This window comes from Vibrio sp. F13 (assembly GCF_020806305.2).
Lineage (GTDB): Bacteria > Pseudomonadota > Gammaproteobacteria > Enterobacterales > Vibrionaceae > Vibrio > Vibrio crassostreae_C.
The window spans coordinates 983,643-1,004,297 of sequence record NZ_CP170176.1 but is presented as its reverse complement, the minus strand read 5'-3'; the positions used below and the strand labels follow the sequence as shown (position 1 = coordinate 1,004,297).

18 protein-coding genes and 1 pseudogene are annotated in these 20,655 nt (G+C 42.6%); 11 read left to right on the top strand and 8 right to left on the bottom strand.

Features of this window, described 5'->3' with window-relative positions; translation table 11 throughout:
- Positions 1-325 precede the first annotated feature (325 nt).
- Positions 326-925 carry a class I SAM-dependent DNA methyltransferase gene (locus LMH68_RS19520; protein WP_017064785.1) on the bottom strand — a complete coding sequence of 200 codons (600 nt, stop codon included), beginning with the start codon at positions 923-925 and terminating at the stop codon, positions 326-328.
- A 161-nt stretch (positions 926-1,086) separates the two neighbouring features.
- Between LMH68_RS19520 and LMH68_RS19515 the strand changes: the two genes are divergently transcribed.
- A complete protein-coding gene (locus tag LMH68_RS19515; protein ID WP_016797108.1) occupies positions 1,087-1,965 on the top strand; it encodes a LysR family transcriptional regulator in 879 nt (292 codons plus the stop codon).
- Positions 1,966-2,022: 57 nt separating this feature from the next.
- Here the strand turns inward: LMH68_RS19515 and LMH68_RS19510 are convergent, their stop codons facing one another.
- On the bottom strand, positions 2,023-2,373 hold the full coding sequence (locus LMH68_RS19510) for a hypothetical protein (RefSeq protein WP_017060899.1): 351 nt from the start codon (positions 2,371-2,373) through the stop codon (positions 2,023-2,025).
- Between the two features lie 288 nt (positions 2,374-2,661).
- Between LMH68_RS19510 and LMH68_RS19505 the strand changes: the two genes are divergently transcribed.
- Positions 2,662-3,558, top strand: a complete 897-nt coding sequence (locus tag LMH68_RS19505; RefSeq protein WP_050633104.1) for a cation diffusion facilitator family transporter — start codon at positions 2,662-2,664, stop codon at positions 3,556-3,558.
- Positions 3,559-3,597: 39 nt separating this feature from the next.
- Here LMH68_RS19505 and yddG read toward each other — a convergent pair whose 3' ends face one another.
- Positions 3,598-4,527 carry an aromatic amino acid DMT transporter YddG gene (gene yddG / locus LMH68_RS19500; RefSeq protein WP_229647750.1) on the bottom strand — a complete coding sequence of 310 codons (930 nt, stop codon included), beginning with the start codon at positions 4,525-4,527 and terminating at the stop codon, positions 3,598-3,600.
- Positions 4,528-4,800: 273 nt separating this feature from the next.
- Positions 4,801-5,475: a pyrimidine 5'-nucleotidase gene (gene yjjG, locus LMH68_RS19495; protein ID WP_229647749.1), complete on the bottom strand. Its 675-nt coding sequence runs from the start codon at positions 5,473-5,475 to the stop codon at positions 4,801-4,803.
- A 213-nt stretch (positions 5,476-5,688) separates the two neighbouring features.
- Between yjjG and LMH68_RS19490 the strand changes: the two genes are divergently transcribed.
- The 3 genes from LMH68_RS19490 to LMH68_RS19480 all read left to right on the top strand — a co-directional run bounded on the left by LMH68_RS19490 (position 5,689) and on the right by LMH68_RS19480 (position 8,369).
- Positions 5,689-5,841, top strand: coding sequence for a hypothetical protein (locus LMH68_RS19490; RefSeq protein WP_017060903.1), 153 nt, complete (start codon positions 5,689-5,691; stop codon positions 5,839-5,841).
- A 260-nt stretch (positions 5,842-6,101) separates the two neighbouring features.
- Positions 6,102-7,250 carry an L-threonine dehydrogenase gene (yiaY, locus tag LMH68_RS19485; RefSeq protein WP_229647748.1) on the top strand — a complete coding sequence of 383 codons (1,149 nt, stop codon included), beginning with the start codon at positions 6,102-6,104 and terminating at the stop codon, positions 7,248-7,250.
- A 195-nt stretch (positions 7,251-7,445) separates the two neighbouring features.
- The gene (locus tag LMH68_RS19480) at positions 7,446-8,369 is read left to right on the top strand and encodes a hypothetical protein (protein WP_229647747.1); all 924 of its coding nucleotides are present in this window, start codon (positions 7,446-7,448) and stop codon (positions 8,367-8,369) included.
- Between the two features lie 104 nt (positions 8,370-8,473).
- On the opposite strand, the gene LMH68_RS19475 is transcribed toward LMH68_RS19480, so the two are convergent.
- Positions 8,474-8,908 carry a YccF domain-containing protein gene (locus tag LMH68_RS19475; RefSeq protein WP_004730224.1) on the bottom strand — a complete coding sequence of 145 codons (435 nt, stop codon included), beginning with the start codon at positions 8,906-8,908 and terminating at the stop codon, positions 8,474-8,476.
- A gap of 247 nt (positions 8,909-9,155) precedes the next feature.
- Here LMH68_RS19475 and LMH68_RS19470 point away from each other — a divergent pair, with 247 nt between their 5' ends.
- Positions 9,156-9,281: a hypothetical protein gene (locus LMH68_RS19470; RefSeq protein ID WP_017060906.1), complete on the top strand. Its 126-nt coding sequence runs from the start codon at positions 9,156-9,158 to the stop codon at positions 9,279-9,281.
- Positions 9,282-9,383: 102 nt separating this feature from the next.
- Here the strand turns inward: LMH68_RS19470 and LMH68_RS19465 are convergent, their stop codons facing one another.
- The gene (locus LMH68_RS19465) at positions 9,384-10,460 is read right to left on the bottom strand and encodes a threonine aldolase family protein (protein ID WP_229647768.1); all 1,077 of its coding nucleotides are present in this window, start codon (positions 10,458-10,460) and stop codon (positions 9,384-9,386) included.
- 303 nt (positions 10,461-10,763) lie between these two features.
- Here LMH68_RS19465 and LMH68_RS19460 point away from each other — a divergent pair, with 303 nt between their 5' ends.
- From LMH68_RS19460 to LMH68_RS19450, 3 genes are all read left to right on the top strand, one after another.
- Positions 10,764-11,381, top strand: coding sequence for an NAD(P)H-dependent oxidoreductase (locus LMH68_RS19460; protein ID WP_102428337.1), 618 nt, complete (start codon positions 10,764-10,766; stop codon positions 11,379-11,381).
- Entirely contained in the window at positions 11,381-13,303 is a 1,923-nt protein-coding gene (locus LMH68_RS19455; RefSeq protein ID WP_229647746.1) for a monovalent cation:proton antiporter-2 (CPA2) family protein, read from the top strand. Before LMH68_RS19460 ends, LMH68_RS19455 begins: the two co-directional genes overlap by 1 nt.
- A gap of 541 nt (positions 13,304-13,844) precedes the next feature.
- Complete coding sequence (locus LMH68_RS19450) at positions 13,845-15,071, top strand: DUF819 domain-containing protein (RefSeq protein WP_229647745.1); 1,227 nt, start codon at positions 13,845-13,847, stop codon at positions 15,069-15,071.
- A gap of 128 nt (positions 15,072-15,199) precedes the next feature.
- On the opposite strand, the pseudogene LMH68_RS19445 reads toward LMH68_RS19450, so the two are convergent.
- Both LMH68_RS19445 and LMH68_RS19440 read right to left on the bottom strand, forming a co-directional pair.
- Positions 15,200-15,340 (bottom strand): annotated as a pseudogene (locus LMH68_RS19445) (L-threonine 3-dehydrogenase); the annotation flags it as partial.
- A 371-nt stretch (positions 15,341-15,711) separates the two neighbouring features.
- A complete protein-coding gene (locus tag LMH68_RS19440; protein WP_229647744.1) occupies positions 15,712-16,449 on the bottom strand; it encodes a KilA-N domain-containing protein in 738 nt (245 codons plus the stop codon).
- A 518-nt stretch (positions 16,450-16,967) separates the two neighbouring features.
- On the opposite strand from LMH68_RS19440, the gene LMH68_RS19435 reads away from it, so the two are divergent.
- Positions 16,968-18,248, top strand: coding sequence for a hypothetical protein (locus tag LMH68_RS19435; RefSeq protein WP_016800282.1), 1,281 nt, complete (start codon positions 16,968-16,970; stop codon positions 18,246-18,248).
- A 178-nt stretch (positions 18,249-18,426) separates the two neighbouring features.
- The gene (locus LMH68_RS19430; protein WP_016800281.1) at positions 18,427-20,001 is read left to right on the top strand and encodes an EAL domain-containing protein; all 1,575 of its coding nucleotides are present in this window, start codon (positions 18,427-18,429) and stop codon (positions 19,999-20,001) included.
- Positions 20,002-20,655 lie beyond the last annotated feature (654 nt).

The following is a 20,655-nucleotide window of genomic DNA, read 5'->3' as shown; positions in this document are numbered from 1 at the left end:
GTGTTGTTATGGGCTTATTTTATATCTCACCGTTATATTTCCACTAATGAAATGTATGCAAGACTACATTTCCAAAATGGAAATAAATAATTTGTAAATTAGCGGTGTTGAGTTTTCTATGAGCGAGATGAGAAACAGAGAAATAGAGAAATAGAGAAATAGAGAAACCAGAGTTAGTAGTGAAGAAATGAGAAAGCGCTAATTCGTTCTGTTTAAAACGATAGCGCCAAAAAGAGAAAACCCACATAACTGACGTTAGAGTCGTTAATGTGGGTTTAGTAGTTTAAATGAGCATTCTGAATGCTAGCTCAAGGCATACACACGATTACAGATCTGGAAGCGCTTGTTTACGTCCAACACCCATTAATACCTTTAACTCTCCTTGTGGAGTGTCAATCGAGAACGGTGTAGAGACTTCAACTACTGCAAAGCCCGCTGCACTCAATACATTTTCTGAGCGCTGTTGGCTTACACCGTAGTCTTCACTGTCGCTTTCCAAGTACCAATCCCAGTGTACAAACGTACCGTCGTTTTCAAGCAGCGTGTAAATCAGACTGACTGTGTCTTGTAGGTTCGGGATAAAACCACACACCGAAGAGGCTACCACTAGGTCAAACTGGTTTCTGAATGCTGGATGCTGCGCTGCAAGTCCGCGCGATAAAATATCAACTACCGGTTCAACGTTAGGTAACTCTTTCTTATCTAACTCTTCAATCATCCCTTCAGAGATATCAAGTGCGATGATCTCTTTTGCTAAAGGAGATATTTTCTGGCTGAGTAGTCCTGTACCACAACCAAAATCAAGGACACGGGTTCCGTTTAAATCAACGAGCTGTGTTAACTGGTCAAATACGGATTGTGCGAATACTGCGGTTGCGGGATCTTTATCCCAATCAACGGCGTATTCGTCCCATTGTTTCGCCATCATGGCCTCCATCTTTACTTCTTGTAGGTTCGGAACTTCCCCAGAGTAAACCAAATTAGTCAATTCGTCATAGAGTTATCATGCAAAGATGGACTATTTCTAAGATAGTCAGCACAATATTCAGATAATATGCACCGACCCCCGCTCAATATGGAAATGAAATGAACCTTTCTCAAGTCCAAGCCTTTTGTTCCGTTGCTGATTTAGGATCAGTTTCTGAAGCTGCACGCCAGTTAGAATGCAACCGAACCAAACTCAGCATGTCGATTAAAGCCTTGGAAAAAGAGTTAGATGTCGAGCTGTTCGTCCGCAGCGGAAACCACGTTGAGCTTTCAGAAGCGGGTAAAGCGATTTACAAAGATTGCGAAGGCATGTTGGTGACAGCCGCGCGTATTAAACAAACCTGCTTGCATGTTTCGGGCGAATTCAACGCAGAAATTTGGATAGCACGAGATGACTCCCTACCCGATGAAATGTGGCAGGACTTATCTCACGCCTTAAATAACAAGTACCCTTCTACCTCATTCAACTTCGTTCTCGCATCGAGCGGTGACTTAGCTAACCTAGTTGAAACTCAGCAAGTCGACTTCGCATTTGGTGTCGATTACGAACGCGTCGATGACCCAAGAATTATCTACAACCCGCTTGGTAAGATTCGAATGATGTCTGTATGTAAGAAAGGACATGATTTGAGTGCGATGCGACGAGTGTCTGATGAAGTACTGAGAAATTCGATGCAAGCAACCATGGTTTATCTTAATGAAAAGGATAATCCTGAGCTTGAGCCCTTCTCGCGTCGTTACATTGGCTTCTCTAGCTTCGACTTTATGTTGGATACGATTCTACGTGAAGAAGCATGGGGCGTAATGCCTGAGCCATTGATTCGCCATTTACTGCGTGAACAAGAGCTTGCCGTGATCAAACACACCTACGGTTTAACACAAGAAGACTACTGTATGTTTACCGCGGCTGGCATGGCAGAGCACCCAGGAATGAATTGGTTGGCCGACCAGCTTAGTGATTATTTGTTTGATTTCTAGCTCGCGCTTATTGCTTATCGTCGATAACAAAGGGAAAAACCACAAACAGCACTACTCCTAAAAGACCATCACGTGATCCACTAAATAGCGTCCGTCTTCTTCAACCAATACCATTTCAGCGACAAACTCACCTTTGGCGATGGTGTAAGCTTGTTTCCACACAAAGGCGATGGAGTCTGAACGTCTAAATAAAGCAACTTGCTCACGCTCAGCAAAAAAGCCATTACTGTGCTGATAATGGTGACACACCTTTTCTAAATATTCTGGCGTAACAATGTCTTTCATCCTTTGAGTAAAATCTCGACAGTGCTGTTCATGATCAACCTTAGTTGAACCATCCATCAGATTATCCATGATCGGGTTAGCAATCGCCCACAACTCATTATCACTGATATCGTCAAACTTCATATTGATTCACTCCTTGTCCATCGCAGTCGCAGTCAAATCTAGAAGACCAATAAGACCTTAGCGACTAATGTGTTTTATTAATCATAAACGATCCTATTTCAGTTGCACACCATCACCAAAAAACACTCAACGTCAACTTTATTGACACCACACCCTGATCTTAAGTCACTGAATTTTATTGATTTATATGTTCGAATTAAATAAGACATATAAACATCATCAGATAAAGTTTGTAAAGTTAGCTCATTATTAGAACAATGAAGTTATCAAAAACATCTGGAAAATATTATGTGTGACAGGAAAAGCCAAAACGAAAATCGAGTACTATTGTTCTCAGCCCTTTTAGCATCAGGCTTCGCAATTGGCGGATTGGTGTTGGGTCTTCTCGTTGGCTCTCTGGTCATAGTGTTTGACGGTGTCTATTCTCTTATCAGCTTACTGTTAACTTTATTGTCACTAGCTGCTTCAAAATACATTAACCGCCCTTCAGATAGAGAGTTCCCGTTCGGTCGAGCTATCATCGAGCCGATTGTGATTGCGATTAAAGCCGTTGTGATTCTGCTTGTGGTTGGTTATTCACTTTACTCTGCGATTGGTGCCCTAATGACGGGTGGTCGTGAAGTTGATGCTTCTATTGCAACTCTGTTTGGTATTTTCAACGTGTTGGGTTGTGGTTACGCTTGGTGGTACATCGCGAATAAGAGCAAACGTATTTCTTCAGGTCTGATTCAGGCTGAATCTAAGCAGTGGCAGATGGATACGCTACTGAGTGTAGCGGTAACAGCGGGTTTCGTAGCGGCTTGGTTAATTACTTTTTCTCCGCTTGCAGAATACGCAGTGTATGCCGACCCAATGATGATGTTGCTAATGTCTTTCTACTTCATCAAAGTTCCTTTCGACATGTTACGTGAGGCGATGCGCGAACTGCTTATGATGTCGGCAAACAAAGATATTTGTGATGCGGTAGATAAGAACGTTGTCGCGGTAGACAAAGAAGCGGAGCAAGATTTGGAGCTGATGGGTGTGACTAAGGTTGGTCCAGAATTACGAATCAATGTTGATATTCATACCAACGACCAACAAGCGATTGCGGTCGATGATATTGAACGTACGCGCCGCCAACTTAAGCGACGCCTATCGAAGATGCCATATGAGCTTCAATTGAACCTCAATGTCGCGAGCTAAGTTTTCACCTAGCAAATAACGCTGGAACATAAGCGCAAATTAAGACTGAGATTGAACCTTTATAGAAGCCGACGCCTTTGCCGTCGGCTTTTCTCTTGTTACCCACCAGCAAGCCAGTGAACCAACGGTTACCATACATACGCCCTGCCAAAACGTCATGGTCAATGACAAGCCCAAAATCACCGAGGAAAGTAGTGTCGCGAAGATTGGCGTAAAGTACGACATGGTTGCCAAAAACACCATGTTGCCACCAAGAATCGCCGTGTTCCAAAGTGCGTAGCCTGCCCCCATGCAAGCGCCAGCTAGCGCTAAATCAATCGCCGCACTCGTTGTCATCACCATGCCGGTTTCATCACTCAATGCGTATTTGATCCACAGAGTGATCGCCGTAGCGATAAAGAAAAGTACAATCGCATTCTGCCCTTTCGCGACACGCTGGGTGTAGTTACAGTAAACAGCCCAAATAATCGCACCGAAAAACGCCATAGAATAGGTTTTAGGGTTGGTCGCAATGTTGGCAGCAATTTGGTCGACAGAGAGACCTTGGTCACCGCTGATGCTCCAAGCCACACCAAAGAATGCCAAGAAGATACTTGGATAAACCAGCCAGTTAATCTTCTTGTCGCTCAGCAGCACCGCAAATAACACCGTCAGTGCCGGCCATAGATAGTTGATTACCGCCATCTCTATCGCTTGATGTCGGCTGTTCGCCATTCCCAACGCCAAAGCCAAGAAGATCTCATAACAAACGAACAAGGCGCCGCCAATCAGCAAGTAAGACTTAGAAAAGCGTGAAAACTTAGGTAGCCCCATAACACAGACCAACAACAGCGAACTCACCGTATAAAGACTGGCCGCACCACCAATTGGACCTAGCTGTTCTGAGACGCTACGAGACAGAGCAATCAAGCAGCTCCATAGTAAAATGGCGATAATACCGTAGCAGCTATAACGATGAGATTTCAGCACACCTTTTCCTTTATCTGTTTTGATGGTCACTCTATGGTAAAACCAAGTTCAAAATAATTGGCCGAGTACATTTTCGTACTCGGCCATCAACACTTTGTTTACAAAGTATCTATCAATCTACGAAGTATCAGTCAATTAACAAATCATTGGTCAATTAACAAATCATTGGTCAATTAACGAAACGCCAATCAATTTACAAAGCATTGGTCGATTAAAGAAATCAACCGATTATGATTGTGTATTCGCTAGTGGCGGTCAGTTGTTAACTATTCACTAAGCCAGCAGTAGAGCTTGCAAGTCAGCCAAAGACTTCACTTGGTAGTGAGGATTGATACCCGCTGGCGTTGCCTTTTCTTGACTGTTTAACCAACAAGTTTCGATGCCAAAATCGAGTCCACCTAGAATATCGGAATGTGGGTTATCCCCGACCATCAATATTCTTTGCTTCGATGGCAATCCAACCAGCTTATGCGCATATTCAAAAATTTGTACATCCGGTTTGGCTACCCCAACCTCTTCAGAAATTATCACGTGCTCAAAGTAATCCGTCATTCCTGTACGCTCTAAACGAATTGACTGCAGCTCTGTAAAACCGTTAGTGATGATGCCCATGTTCACTTTGCCTTTTAAAGACTCCATCAACTCTTGTGCACCCGGTAATAAAGAGCAGATATCCGCCATCGCTGTTAAGAATGCACTGTTTAAAGCAGCGGTTGTTGTCTCTAATTTCTCAGCCCAGCTTTCGAAGCGCGTGTGTTTCAGTTGATCAGCCGTAATGCGACCATCTTGATAGTCTACCCATAGTGGTAGGTTAACTTCTTGATAAAAGGAATAATCCTGTTCGTTGAAGTCCACACCAAAACGAGAAAACATCAGCTTCATTCCCTGATAAGCATCAAAATGGAACAAGGTTTCATCTGCATCAAAGAATATCCAGTCGTACTTCATTTTATTTCCTATTAATCACGCTGTTGAGCTGCGTTTATCTTTAGTTGTTCATTGGCTCAAAGACCAGATGTTCATTCTACTACCAATTTTGTGAGCCTGAATATAGTTCTAATAATTTATAGAAAACAAGCCACAAGTCATGATGTATCGCAAATTTTGCCACATATTAAACCAATACCATACAATAAATACACTTAGGTACCGGGAGGTACTATGAAGCACTTTTTACCATCGTCTGTCATGCTTACCCCTTTTCTTGTCAAATACTATGACGAGGAGTCAGAAGACACGCTTGATTCTGAAGAGTCACAAGAACCTGAAATTGAATGCAGCGATGACTCAGATAAAACGTCGACACCAGCCTAACTAGAAGAGTTTTCAATGAAAAACCTTATTTTTCATTGTTATAGAGCTCCATACTGTCTCTAATTTAGTCGATTTATCGCGATCTATTACTGACAATCAACACAGCCAAAAACCATGAAAACGATTGCTATATGAGCCCTATCACAACGACTAGCCACAAAGTGGTAGTTCGAATTCAAAGTTGTTCCAGATCAATGGTCGACCACTTGAATGCCGACAACATGTAGGAAATTAAAAATCATAATTAACGGAGTTTTCCAATGTCTACTGCATTTTACATCCCTACAATCAACTTCATGGGTACTGGCTGTCTGAAGGATGCTGCTGATAGTATTCAGTCTCAAGGCTTTAAAAAAGGTCTGATCGTAACTGATAAGATCTTGAATCAAATTGGTGTAGTTAAGCAGGTACAAGACCTTCTTAGCCAGCGAGGCGTAGACGCAGTTGTATTCGATGGCACTCAACCAAACCCAACCATCACGAACGTTAACGATGGTCTTGAATTGCTGACTGACAACGATTGTGATTTCGTTGTTTCTCTAGGTGGCGGTTCTCCACACGACTGTGCAAAAGGTATCGCTCTGGTTGCTTCTAACGGCGGCAAGATTGCAGATTACGAAGGCGTAGACCAATCTGAAAAGCCAATGATGCCATTGATCGCTATCAACACCACGGCTGGTACGGCATCTGAGATGACTCGTTTCTGCATCATTACTGACGAAGCTCGTCACATTAAGATGGCTATCGTTGATAAGCACACAACACCGCTTATCTCAGTAAACGATCCTGAGTTGATGCTTGCTAAACCTGCATCATTAACTGCTGCAACTGGTATGGATGCGTTAACGCACGCAATCGAAGCTTACGTTTCAATCGCAGCAACGCCAATTACCGACGCTGTAGCAATCAAAGCAATCGAGCTTGTGCAAGCACACCTAAGAACAGCGGTTACGCACGGCGAAGAGATTGAAGCTCGTGAGCAAATGGCTTACGCACAGTTCATGGCGGGTATGGCGTTCAACAACGCGTCACTAGGTTATGTTCATGCGATGGCGCATCAGCTAGGCGGCTTCTACGATCTTCCACACGGTGTGTGTAATGCTATCTTGCTACCACACGTTCAACGCTACAACGCGCAAGTTTGTCCTGAGCGTCTACGTGATGTTGCAAAAGCAATGGGCGTTAACGTTGAAGGTATGTCACCAGAGCAAGGTGCAGAAGCTGCGATCGAAGCAATTGTTCAACTAGCAAATGACGTGAACATCCCAACAGGTATCGCGCAACTTGGTGCAAAGCTAGAAGATATCCCTACTCTGTCTGACAACGCACTGAAAGACGCATGTGGTTTTACTAATCCTAAACAAGCGACCCACGAAGAAATCTCTGCGATTTTCGAAGCGGCAATGTAATCTGCCATTAAGTCACTTATAAACTTATCGACAAACGGGCTCACCTACTGAGCCCGTTTTCTTTACCTGCCATATGTTATTCAAGTCTCTGTTTTGAATAGCCACTGATTAAGATAAATCTCTTTAAAAGTCGCATTGTCATAACTGCTTAGTTATAGTCAAACTATTGATACATAGAATGACAAACAGGTTCCATTGAGTCGTTGGATAGTTAACTCCTCATTATTAGCATCGCTCGTTTCCCACTCTGCCTTCGCGGAGGAACAGGATGAGTGTCACAGCCAACCGTTAGAAGACACGCGCGTCGAAAAAGCTTACCAGTACCTAAACAGCAAGTTTTGTCAGCCCGCAATATGGTTCGATAACTTCTTTGTGGATGACCGTATTACCGAGGACGCCAGAGCCGGAACCTCTGTACGTTGGTATAATGATTTCATCTATTCTGAGGGCGGTGACGTGGATTATTCCACCAAGCTCAACGCACGCCTGCATTTACCCTTTGTCAGCAAAAGGCTTAAGCTAATCTACGAGTCTGTTGGCGATGAAGAATTCTTAGACTTCTTCCCACAAGATTCTGAAGAGTTAGAGAATGCACTTGGCCTTCGTTATGACGCCTATGCCAAGGGTTACAGTAGTTTCAATATCAAAGCGACATTACGCCCAAGAATAGAGGCTCGCTATCGTTTTACCTACCCGCTCACCACAGATGCAGTATTCAGGCTGACCCAACGTGTATATCAAGAAAAACAAGAGACTGGTGAGATCACCGACATCGACTTTGATCTTTCTTTAAGTGATGATTTCTTGGCTCGATGGTCAAGCTTTGCAGGATATAACGACGACCTTAAAGGTTGGAACTATGGTACAGGGCTAACCTTGTATCACTACCTTGCCCAAGACCAAGCACTTCAATATAGCGCCACGATTAATGCAACGGATGAGCCTCATAATCATTACGAATACGCTCAGGTTTCGGTTACCTACCGACAAAACGTATGGAAAGAGTGGCTGTTCTACGAACTCATCCCTCGTTATCAATGGGAACGAGAACCTCATGAGAAACACACCGAAGAAGCCAACATCACCCTTAGGCTTGAAGTCTTGTTCAACAATGTCTAGTGAGTGTTTGTGAGATTGGGGCATCGTTAGATAGAAAACGAGGCACAAAAAAGCACATCATGTGATGTGCTTTTTCAGTTCTATATAAGGCTTAAACTGTAGTCTTAACCCTTGTAGTTTCTTACTCGTGCCGCTTCTGCTTCACGCTTGTCGACAACGGTTTTACCGATTGGCGCCAATGAGATAACCGCGAGCTTAAGGTGCTGAATCGCAAACGGAATACCTATAATAGTAATGAAACACGCTACTGCTGACATGATGTGACCAATCGCCAACCAGATCCCCGCAAATAAGAACCAAATAACGTTACCAATCACACCTAGCGGGCTCGTGCCGATGTCCATTTCATTGGTTAGCTCATCACGCGAAATCGCTTCCTGACCAAATGGGAAGAATGAGAAGTTACCCATAACAAAACATGCTCTACCCCATGGAATACCAACGATGGTTAGGAATGCGAGCAGTCCGAAGAACCACCAAGCTAGTCCCATAAATACGCCACCGAACAGAAACCAAATGATGTTTCCTATTGTTTTCATTCTGTATTCTCCAAATCTTTGAATGCTATTTATTTAATATGCCGAGTAAGGCAATGATTGTTGTAATAGGTTCATTATTGTTGAACCTTTATGAACCGTTTATGAATCACTTACATTTTATGTGATTGATATACACCACGGTTCTCTAAATCTACATAGGGCTAAACCCATTTATTTGATACCATACACTTAGATTTTTAGTACCAAAAAGCTAAACAGACTCAACAACGAATTTAAGGCCGAATTTATGAATAACACTGAGCAACCTAAAAAGAAAATGAAAAACTGGGTGCCAATCGTCTTCTTCGGACTTCTCAGCACTGTTCCAGTGTTCATGTTCTTAGTTGATGTGTACATCAACCAGTATATGTAACAGAGCCGGACATCCTAGCTATATAAATGGATATAAGAACCCTTTCCTGTATCCATTTCAGTTCCAATTAGATCAGTTCTTCTTCAGCCAGCTCTTCGTTAATCAAATCAGCTCTTCGCTAATAAAATCTAGAATGTCTATCAGCTCATGATCAGGCAAATTTAGTAGGTTATCCCCTACATACCATTCAATCTTACATTGGTTTGGCAACTCACTGATCGCTGGGTTTCCTATCCAAATCTTGTGTTTCTTCGCTATGTTATCTCTCACAATAATGCCGTCTTCATAGCTCACAGGTAAATATAGGTGAAGCATGTTGACCTGCGGTTGCTGCGGATTAACGGTGAACTGAGGGTAATCTTGTAATATTTGATAAACCTGTTTGGTGCGTTCATACAGAGCTGGCATCAGTTCTAATCGCTCATCAAACTGCATCGCAGCAGATACCACATAAGGCGTTCGGTGATACACGTTACCACCTTGGCGCTTCATCCACGCCGATGCCTTCGCTACAAAAGCTTTATCGCCTAACAGTAGCGAACCACCAAGGCCATTGAGACCTTTATACAGCGAGACATAGGCGCTATCGAACCCCTTAGCAATCTCGCGGTATGGCTTTTGGTAATACGCGCCACACTCCCACAAGCGGGCACCATCCATATGAAGGTGAATCGATTGCTCTTTGCAGTACTGCTTGATCGCTTCAAGCTCATCCCATTCTGGTAATTGGCCGCCGATTTCACGCATGGGTAATTCATATAGAGCGGCTGCAATCTCATCAGGCCACGCCTTTAAGTCATCAACATTCCAAGTGCGAAATACGTTGCCAACGGGAAGTACGTTGAATCGGTTTTGGAGCTGATACCCTTGGCGTTCATGACGCATAATATGACTCGATTCATGCATCGCCACTACTGGGTTTCTTTTCTCTTGGCACGCAATTTCTAATGCTGTTGGTTGATTCATGGTGCCAGTAATCACAAATACAGCCGCTTCATAACCTAGCAGTTCCGCGACTTTGTTTTCGAAGCTCTCGATAAACTCACCATCGCCGTAGCTATCATGGCTCACATTGTGTGTCTCACACCATTCAGCCATCTGAGCGAATGTTTGTGCTGGAGTCGGTTCTAGGTGACCGGAAAGCAACAAATCACATTGTTGACGCAAGTCCATGCTCATAGTTTTTCCTTTATTCATTATCGTTCTATGTAGGGTTATTGGATTATTTACGTTACCCACCAACGGTGACATAAAATGCCCATATTCGCTTTTACTATTCGTGAATAATTAGTTTTACTCAGTCATCGGCGGCTTGTGCCAGAAATACTCAAATTGACGGATGTTTTATATAATTAAGTACCTAAAAACACACGCATCTAGATAGATAAGTATGGGCTAATTCGTTGTTGTTCAACCATTCTTCTATTATTGTATATCTATAATTCCAATAAATATTATTCGTTAATGGACAAAGAGGGCTATATGTCGAAAAATCGAGTCTTGCTGCTATTCGCTCACCCTTCTCAACATCGTTCTGAAGCAAACAAACCCTTATTTGAACAAGCCAAACGCGTTGACGGTGTTACCTGTGTCGATCTCTATGCCGAGTATCCGACATTTAAAATCAACATCGACCGTGAACAGAAACGCCTGTTAGACCATGACATCATCATTTTTCAGTTCCCTTTGTATTGGTACTCAACACCGGCAATTCTTAAAGAGTGGCAAGACCTTGTTCTTGAATACGGCTTCGCCTACGGCGCCGAAGGCAATGAACTACAGGGTAAGAAATTGTTATGTAGCATTACTGCAGGAGGTAAAAAAGATGCCTACCAAAGTGATGGTTACAACCATTTCACGATTCGAGAACTGCTTCACCCAATCGAACAAACCGCTTCTCTGTGCGGGATGAACTATCTCGCGCCCTTTGCGTTATTTGGCTCGCGTACCGCTTTGGAAGAAAACCGCATTCAAGAGCATGTCGATAGCTATAAAGTGCTGTTAGAGGCGTTAGTTGCTGGCAAGATCAATATCAAGAAAGCCAGCAAAGCAGAAAAACTCAACCACTACGTAGAAGAACTAATGGCAGAGGTTAAATAATGACGGGATATTTTCTACAAGCATTTATCTACTTAGTCGCAGCAGTTATTGCCGTGCCTATTGCCAAAAGACTTGGCCTTGGTTCTGTATTGGGTTACCTCATTGCTGGTGTTGTGATTGGCCCAATCATTGGTCTGGTAGGTGAAGAGACCAAAACGATCCAACACTTTGCCGAGTTCGGTGTGGTTATGATGCTGTTCTTAGTCGGCCTTGAGCTTGAACCTAAGATGCTTTGGGCAATGAGGAACCGACTTATGGGGCTGGGTGGCCTGCAAGTTGGTGGTACTACCGCGATTGTAATGGGTATTGCTCTGTTCTTTGGGCAGCCTTGGACGATCGCACTGACTATCGGTTTGATCTTCGCACTGTCATCTACCGCGATTGTACTCCAAACCTTTAACGAAAAAGGGCTATCCAAAACAGAAGGCGGAAAGAACGCTTTCTCAGTCCTACTGTTCCAAGATATTGCCGTTATCCCAATGCTGGCGTTCATCCCTTTGTTGGCTCTTCCTGAATTGGTTGCTTTGGCAGAAAGTGCCGCCCAAACCGCTGCACACCATGATGAACTCAGTTTAGTTGCAGGTTTGCCAAGTTGGGCATACGGACTTGTTATTACGGCTTCAATTGCGATTGTGGTCGTCGGTGGACATTATCTAAGTCGGCCACTGTTTCGTTTTGTTGCGAGCTCTGGCTTACGCGAGATCTTCACTGCAACTGCACTGATGTTGGTGATTGGTATTGCCGCGCTAATGAGCCTTGTTGGTTTGTCGCCTGCCCTAGGTACTTTCTTAGCAGGTGTGGTACTTGCCAACAGTGAGTTCAGGCACGAACTGGAATCTAACATCGACCCGTTTAAAGGGTTATTGCTTGGATTGTTCTTTATCACGGTAGGCGCAGGTATCAACTTTGGCGTTCTATTTAACGATTTCGCACTCATCATTGGCTTAACTCTTGGCGTGATGGCGCTGAAAGCCTTGGTGTTGTTTACACTGGCTTTAATCTTCAGAATCAAAAACAGCGACCGCTGGCTATTTACATTGAGCTTGGCTCAAGCGGGGGAATTTGGTTTTGTACTACTCAGCTTCTCAGCACAGAACCATGTATTACCTGCGGATATTGTTCAAACACTATCACTGGTTGTTGCCCTCTCTATGTTCTTAACTCCTGGTCTGTTCATTCTGTTTGATAAAGTCATTCTGCCCCGTTACGAGCAAAAATCGAACGATCGAGAAGAAGACAAAATAGAAGAGAAAGGTACCGTTATCATTGCAGGCATCGGCCGATTTGGTCAGATCGTAAACCGCTTGTTGGTATCAAATGACGTCAATACCGTAGTATTGGATCATCAAGCAAACCAAGTGGACTTATTACGCTCCATCAATATTAAATCTTACTTTGGTGATGCTACTCGTCACGACTTATTGCATACCGCGGGTATCGAAGAAGCCGCGATGCTTGTTGTTGCTATCGATAATCAAGATTCTAGCGTCGAATTAGTGAAGTACGTAAAACACACGTATCCAAAAGTTAAAATCTTGGCGCGTGCATTTGACCGTGGTCATAGCTATCGCTTAAGAGAAGCCGGCGCCGATTTTGTGGAATCAGAAACGTACCATTCAGCACTTGAGATGGGCGCACAAGCCTTGCGTTCTCTTGGGCATCATCCATTTTTTGTTGAACAGCAAAAATCAACGTATCAACGTGTCGAAAGTCGTAAATCTGAAAAGCTTTATCAAGCTTGGTCTGAAGCCGAAGAAAATCCACGCTACGACAATAACTACCGACAGATCTTCATTCACCTGGAAGAAGCGATGAAAGAAGACATGAAAAAAGACCGTTCAGACAAGCATTCTCGCTCCGAACGTGGCTGGACACCACCGCCAAAAGGTTATGCAGACGGCTTTGAGGAAGAGGAGTCCTAAGCAGAATCTAGACTACAGCTCTAGATAACCATGCTATTCAACCATCAAAAGCGGCTATTTGAGCCGCTTTTTCTTTCATTTAACCCCGACAAAACCTCAAATGAGCACAAGTATCAGGTGCTGAAACTCTTAATCCGAAAGATTTGTGTGATCTAGCTAAAATTTTTAATTTCTGACCACATGGCAAAAGTGGATTCGATTTTTACATTATTGAAACATTCCCACCCCGCATAAACCACACCAAAAACATGGCTATATATGCACTCATTCCTACCATTCAAGCACCCACCCAATTCTTAGCGACCACTCTCTAAGGCTTGAATTACATTGCATATATCGAAATACGCCGCAAAACCCCTAACAGATTCATTCATCAATCAAATAAATAACGCACGACATTCACAAATTCAAACCATCAAAATTAACATAAACATTTCAAAATATGTCTATCGTTACAATTTGTAACGAATGGCGGTTGTCGGTATAGTCCTGCAATTCAAAAAAGTGAGACCTTTGCGCTCACCTTAAAGGAGATATAATAATGATTACTAATGATGCTGTAATAATGGGCATGTTAGCTGTTATTCTTGGCGGTGTTTTTATCACGGAAAGTAGCCAAAATAGCGCACTGAAAAAATTCTACTCGTTCGTTCCGGGTCTATTGCTCTGTTACTTTGTTCCTTCTCTATTGAACAGCCTAGGCATCATCGACGCATCAAACTCAAAGCTGTACTTTGTTGCAAGTCGTTACCTATTACCAAGCGCACTCGTTCTACTGATCATCTCAGCTGATCTACGCAAAATCTTCGGTCTTGGCTCAAAAGCCGTCATCATGTTCCTAACGGGTACTGTCGGCATCATCATTGGTGGCCCTTTGGCAATTCTGATTATCGACCAAGTTAACCCTGACCTAGTATCTGGCGATGTATGGCGTGGCCTTACAACTGTGGCTGGTTCTTGGATTGGCGGCGGTGCGAACCAAGCAGCAATGAAAGAAGTGTTCGAGGTTGATGACCAACTCTTCTCTGCAATGATTACGGTTGATGTTATCTGTGCGAACATTTGGATGGCAGTGTTACTTATCATGGCTGGTCGCCAGAAGAAGATTGATGCATGGTTAAAAGCAGATACATCATCTATCGAAGAGCTAAAAGAGACGGTATCTAAGTACCAAGAAGAGAACGCTCGCCCAACAACCACAACCGATCTCATGAAGATCACGGCAATTGCCTTCGGTTTAACAGGTTTGGCTCACTTATTCAGTGACATGATTGCACCGTGGATCTCAACCAACGCGCCAGAGCTTGCGAAATACAGCCTAACATCTGGCTTCTTTTGGCTGATCGTAATGGTGACAACGTTCGCGCTGATCGCTTCATGCTTCAAATCTACACGCAGCCTTGAGCACAGCGGCGCGTCTAAAGTTGGTTCAGCGTTCATCTACATCCTAGTTGCAACTATCGGTATGCAAATGGATGTGACAGCTATCTTAGACAACCCAGGTTACTTCTTCATTGGTATCACATGGTTAACTATTCATGCCCTTCTGATGATTGTAATGGCGAAGCTAATTCGTGCACCATTGTTCTTCATGGCTGTAGGTAGCCAAGCAAACGTAGGCGGCGCTGCATCGGCACCTATCGTCGCGGCTGCATTCCACCCAGCATTGGCACCAGTAGGTATCCTAATGGCGGTATTGGGTTACGCTCTCGGTACATACGGCGCTTACATCTGTGGCCTAATCATGCAGGCTGCTGCATTGGGTTAACAACTCATTGCTGTAAAAAATGGGCAACTGAACCTTGATCATATCGCCCATTTTCTTGAGTTCCGAGATGTAAAAAAGGCGACAGTAAAAACTGTCGCCTTTCTAATATCTTGTTACTCAGCTAAAGCTTATTCCCAATCAAGAATTACTTTACCTGACATACCAGAGCGCATCATGTCGAAGCCTTTCTGGAAATCGTCCACTTTGTAGTGGTGAGTAATGATTGGTGTTAGATCTAGGCCAGATTGGATCAATGAAGCCATTATATACAATGGCGAATTAAGTCATTTAAAAACAAAAGCTTAAAAAAAATCAAAATTGACAATGGCGACAAAATGGCGACATATTTTGAGCTATCAGATAAAAACCAGAAACCTAAAAAATAAGGTTCCCGCTAATCCGCGATGAACCTTTTGTCTATGTTCGATTTAGTGGCTTTCAGTAAATATACGCACGTATCGACATCAGATAACTTTGATTGCCCATACTATTTAGTTGATTGGTTAAAGTTATACATTAACGATTGCTTTAATGCCGCTTCTAACCAACCATAAGAATTACAGTCTCTATGCGTTATTTATAGTAGATTTCAAGTAACTCATCACTCTCCCATTGAGTTACTAAATATTAGTAATACTTATCACAAAATATGTCTTGTTAGCGCACTATGATTTCGACTTAACGCCATTACATCATCTACCAACTTCTCGATTTGCTTTTGCTGCATTTGCATTCGGCCTTGAAAGCTTTGGTATTCACTTTCATCCACTAATGCTAGGTCGTGTTCTCGCGCTTGCTGCTTAAGTAACTGCAGTTCTGGGGTTTGACTACGCAATTCATTTTCTAAGTCTTGTTTAAGTACTCTTTTTGCCAATGCATGTTCAAAGCCATGCTCTTGTGACCAAGCATTAGTATTGAATACAGAATTGTAGTGCACATGTACAATTTGCGTTGTTACGTTTTTCGCCTTGGCCAGTTCAAAGAATAAGTCGTTTAAGGAGAGGTCTTGTGGAACGGTTGGAATAGGAAATGCTGGATCTTGGTTTGTTGTCATACTGTCAAAAGCACGAATGACATTAAGATGGAACTTTGGACTAATCCACATTGCGTATGAGTAGACCAATTCTTTGCATACCCACGTCCCTGCACTGTTGCCGCCACGTTTAGTTTTTACAGCAAAGTGAGAATTAGTATTTTGGTCAAAGTAAGAATTCTTACTTTGCTCAATTTCTTCAATTATGTCTTGAGTTTGCTTGTTCTTAAGAAAATGAACAGGCTTATGATTTTGATGCCCACCACTCACTTTATGTAGATCATTTAATGAGTACAAGTCATCTAGCACGCGGATATCTTTTGAAAAGATTGTTAAATTTGGCATGGTTGCCTCCTTGGGGATGATCTTTAAATCACCACACAAAGGGACTAATCTTCGGGTGGTGAGCTGAACAAGGTTAGTCCTACCGCTCCCAAGGTTACGGCCAGCCGAAGCTGCCTCGCCCAGCCCACCATAATGCTGATAGTACGTTTTATAAGTAAAACGACTATGTTCAGGTGTGCTGAAGCTGCACATAAAAAACCAGCAAAAGCTAGCGTCTATGCGCCTTGGGTGTATATTGCGGGGGACTAATCCCGACACTGGATTTTGCCAGTGCCGTTACAGATTAACGATGTGGAAGATCGGTGTCAAACGTTTAATAACGTTGCATATTGTATAGAGCGCGGTTCTTATAATCAGTTTGCCTCACCTATGAACGTAGACAGAATCGAGACAAAAACAACTCCAGAGCACACACGCAGTTCCAGAGTCACACTAAATTATTAACTAATTTAGATTCATTTTATTTGTAACTATTGTAATTTTAGCCACCCATACAAATACGAATGATAATAATTATCATGAATTGTTTAAAGAAAATAATAGTTTCCTCATTTTTCCTCTCACCAATACATTGTTATTCTACAGAAATTATAGGGGAAGCTTTTCAATCGAATGACTCTTACGAAAATAAGATTAGAGATAAAAAATCGTTAGAGTTAGAAGCCCCTGACTGTACTGGCAACTCCTCTTGGATTGATTACCCTTCCTTACCTCAAGAGCCTACAGAAACGAGTAAATCCGATATTAATTGCAGTTTTATGCAGTTTGCATGGCAATCTTTTGCTTATTATACCAGTGACAAGACACCGGATTTATTCTTGAATATGATGCCGAAAGACAGAATATTTAAAGAGATACCCGATAGTTGGGACAATAAAGGTGATCAAGGATTAGTACAAAGTGAGATCCTTCAAGCCGGCTCTAATTTCCCATTGAACGATCAAGAAGGCAATCCGGTCTTCTATCAACAAAGTGTCAATAAAAAATTCTACAATGACATCGTCAAACACGGATTAAACAATAGCCAATGTGTCGCCGATATTGACAGTGGGAAAACACCGTTTGAAATATCCCCAGGCTCCACTGAAGTAAAAACCTCATGGAAATTAATATCTAATAACGACAACCCTGAAAAATTTTTCACTATTCATAGAGATGTTGAGATCGACGGGGCAGTAAGGAGTAATGTTCTAATGGGCTTGGTCGGGATTCATGTAGTGCGAAAAACAAGGAATCATCCTGAATTCATTTGGACCACATTTGAACACAAGGAAAACGCTCCTGATTGTGCTGATGTTCCTAACCTATCAAATTTTGAAAAATCAGGTAAATGGACATTTTTCAACCCAATGTCCTTTCAGAAAGTGAATACTTACTTCCCTGGTAAACCTACTCAAGTCTGTAGAGAAACACCCTATGGGGTTGGTGTTTTAACGAAAACTGAAGTAGCTAAAGATATAAAAGCGCTTAACGAGGCAATGTCAGATTATTACCAATCACGTAAATCTGTTTGGTCTAACTACTTCCTTGTGGGCACATCTTGGACAGTCTCAAACGAGAGTGATTTAAATAAAGGAGAGGTGCCTCCCTCTTGGAAAAATGAAATAGGGGGTTCGAAGTTATTATCAAACAGTACAATGGAGACCTATGTCCAAAACCCTCAATGGTTTGCTTTAGTGCATCCTAAAGAAGATAGGGGCTGTTTTGCTTGTCATAAATATGACCCTTTAACAAAGAAAGCCTTACATTTAAGCCATATGTTTAATGCGGCCCAAGATTACGGTCAGTGTTTTCTTTAAGGCTTGATTTAGAACCTAAAAATTGAAACTTCCTAACAAAGAGTGATCGGCTTTCCACTTTTATGATCTTACCCTTTCAGATTAAAAGGTTTTATAGAAATTAACGTTAATTAAACCGCATAATAACATTTCACAGCTCAACACAATTCGTTGGATTTATAATTATAAAGAGTTAAGTATGCGCTCCAGACACCCTTGGTTAGACCGCTTATTCAGTCCCCACCCTCAATGGGTCTATAAGACTGGTGTTATGTTATTGGCCCTGTTGTTTAGCTTATTGGCTTCATTAGCAACCAGTCTTTATCAAGTTCATAATGAAATTAAGCATGACGTCGACTACCTCGATCAAATCGTTTCTGTTGCGATTAAATATGGGCTTGAAAAACCCATTCTTTCTGAAGCCAGCGTCGCTAGCGGTGAATGCTCCACTGACACTATAGAGCAGTTAGAGAAGCTTTATGTGTCGCATCTACTTATGTCGATACCCATCGTTAATCTTGATAAGCAGAAACCTTATACCTATTGCTCTCCTTTCGGCGTTGAGCAATTTGAACAACGTAATTTTAAGAACTTACTCAGTACACAATTAAAAGGGGAAATGTGGCGTTTAGCGATTTATTCTCTCTCCACAACCCCAAAACATCCCCCCTATTTATACGGTTCGAATGGACAATATGGCTTCCTCTTTCCATTACGCACGGAATACCTTTTCCTTGAAAATGATTTAGACCATCAACGCTCTATTCGTTTATCTTTACCAAAAGAAAATTACACTATCCTTGAAATAGGCAGTTTGCCCAATGCTGATCGCCTGTACTCGAACTCAGTTGCTTCAAACTATCTTCCTCTTACCTTTGAATCCTCCGTCTCTGCCTCACGAGTGCTTTCGAAGTTTAAGCAAAACTTGTGGCCGGTCACCACTTTACTCTTTATGATTTCACTCACCATTCTTTGGTTATGTGTTTCCTATTGGCACGCAAAAAAAGAAATTGCTCTTCAAAAAGCGGTTCGAGACGCCCAGTTTTTCCCCTATTATCAACCCATTGTAGACGCACAAACAGGTAAAATGCTCGGTGTCGAAGCTTTACTCCGATGGCTTCCCTCTGATGGCCGCGTCATAGAACCAAGCAAGTTCATCCATTATCTAGAGCAAAGTGGGGATATCATTCCAACAACAGAAAATCTCATTACAACCATTTACCGCGACTTATCGTCTTTGATGAGTCAAAACGCTGAGTTTTATTGCAGTGTCAACATCACTCCTCTGCACCTACAAAATGACGATTTTTACCACTATTTAAAGCGGTTTCAGCACGACTACTCAAAACTGACGCTTGAATTGACAGAACGCCAACCGATTGAAAATTTGGCGTTTGCCAGTCAGCGCCTCGCCTTACTCAAAACATTAGGACTTAAAATAAGCCTTGATGATGCAGGTACCGGTTATGGCGGAAACTCCTATTTGCATTATTTCGATATTGACACTATCAAAATAGACAAAATGTTTACACGCTCCATTGATGAAGGAAAATCCGCTGTTCTCGATGGGTATATTAAAATGGCTAAGCAGTTAGAAATGAATCTAGTAGCGGAAGGGGTTGAAAATAAGCTTGAAGCTAACGGGCTTTTATTAAGAGGCGTCTTTCAACATCAAGGTTACTATTACGCTAAACCTATGTCGATTGAAGATCTCCATCGCTGGGCTTTAGATTATGGTTATACTCACGAGCGGGTTAGTGAGGCGCTCAGCTAAAAACATCACGGAGCTTACCTTAGTCAACAACGAAAAGATGCTCTTACTAATACTCGTGGTTTAGCCTATTTGAGTCCATAAAACGAACACGTCGGGAGTAAAGAAGATAACCACACTCTTTGCTCATTTGTGGCATCACTTACTTAAAGTGGTCCACCAAGGTCCCCTTGTGGGATAACGAACCATTCCCGCCTTACACATCAGAACATGTACGTCAGAAAACCCTTTTGGCCCGTTCTTTCACGATAGGTCGAAAACCAAGTCCCTTGTGCGTTGCTGATGCTTTCAAACATTGTCATCCCCATTGATGTTGATTCATACTGACTACGTTGATATCGCAGTCTTTGAGATCAAAGTCGAAAAACACATTCGTCGGCTTTTTATTCCATCTGCATACCAACACCCGCATCACCGTAAGAGTGGCTGCCTTCACTATTGCAAAAAGCGCCGCAGATGGGCGCAGGCCTGCGTAATATGCCTAAAAAGTTCAGGAGCCTTACCTGGGGCGACGTCCAAGGCTGTTTTTCTACTCAATTAAGCACGCTGGTTGAGTGGTTCAACAGAGTTACTTGGGAATACCAGACACCACATCCTTTGGGTGTGCGCATTCTACTACAAGAATGCACAAGCCAGTTTGTAGCACGGCTCTTGAGA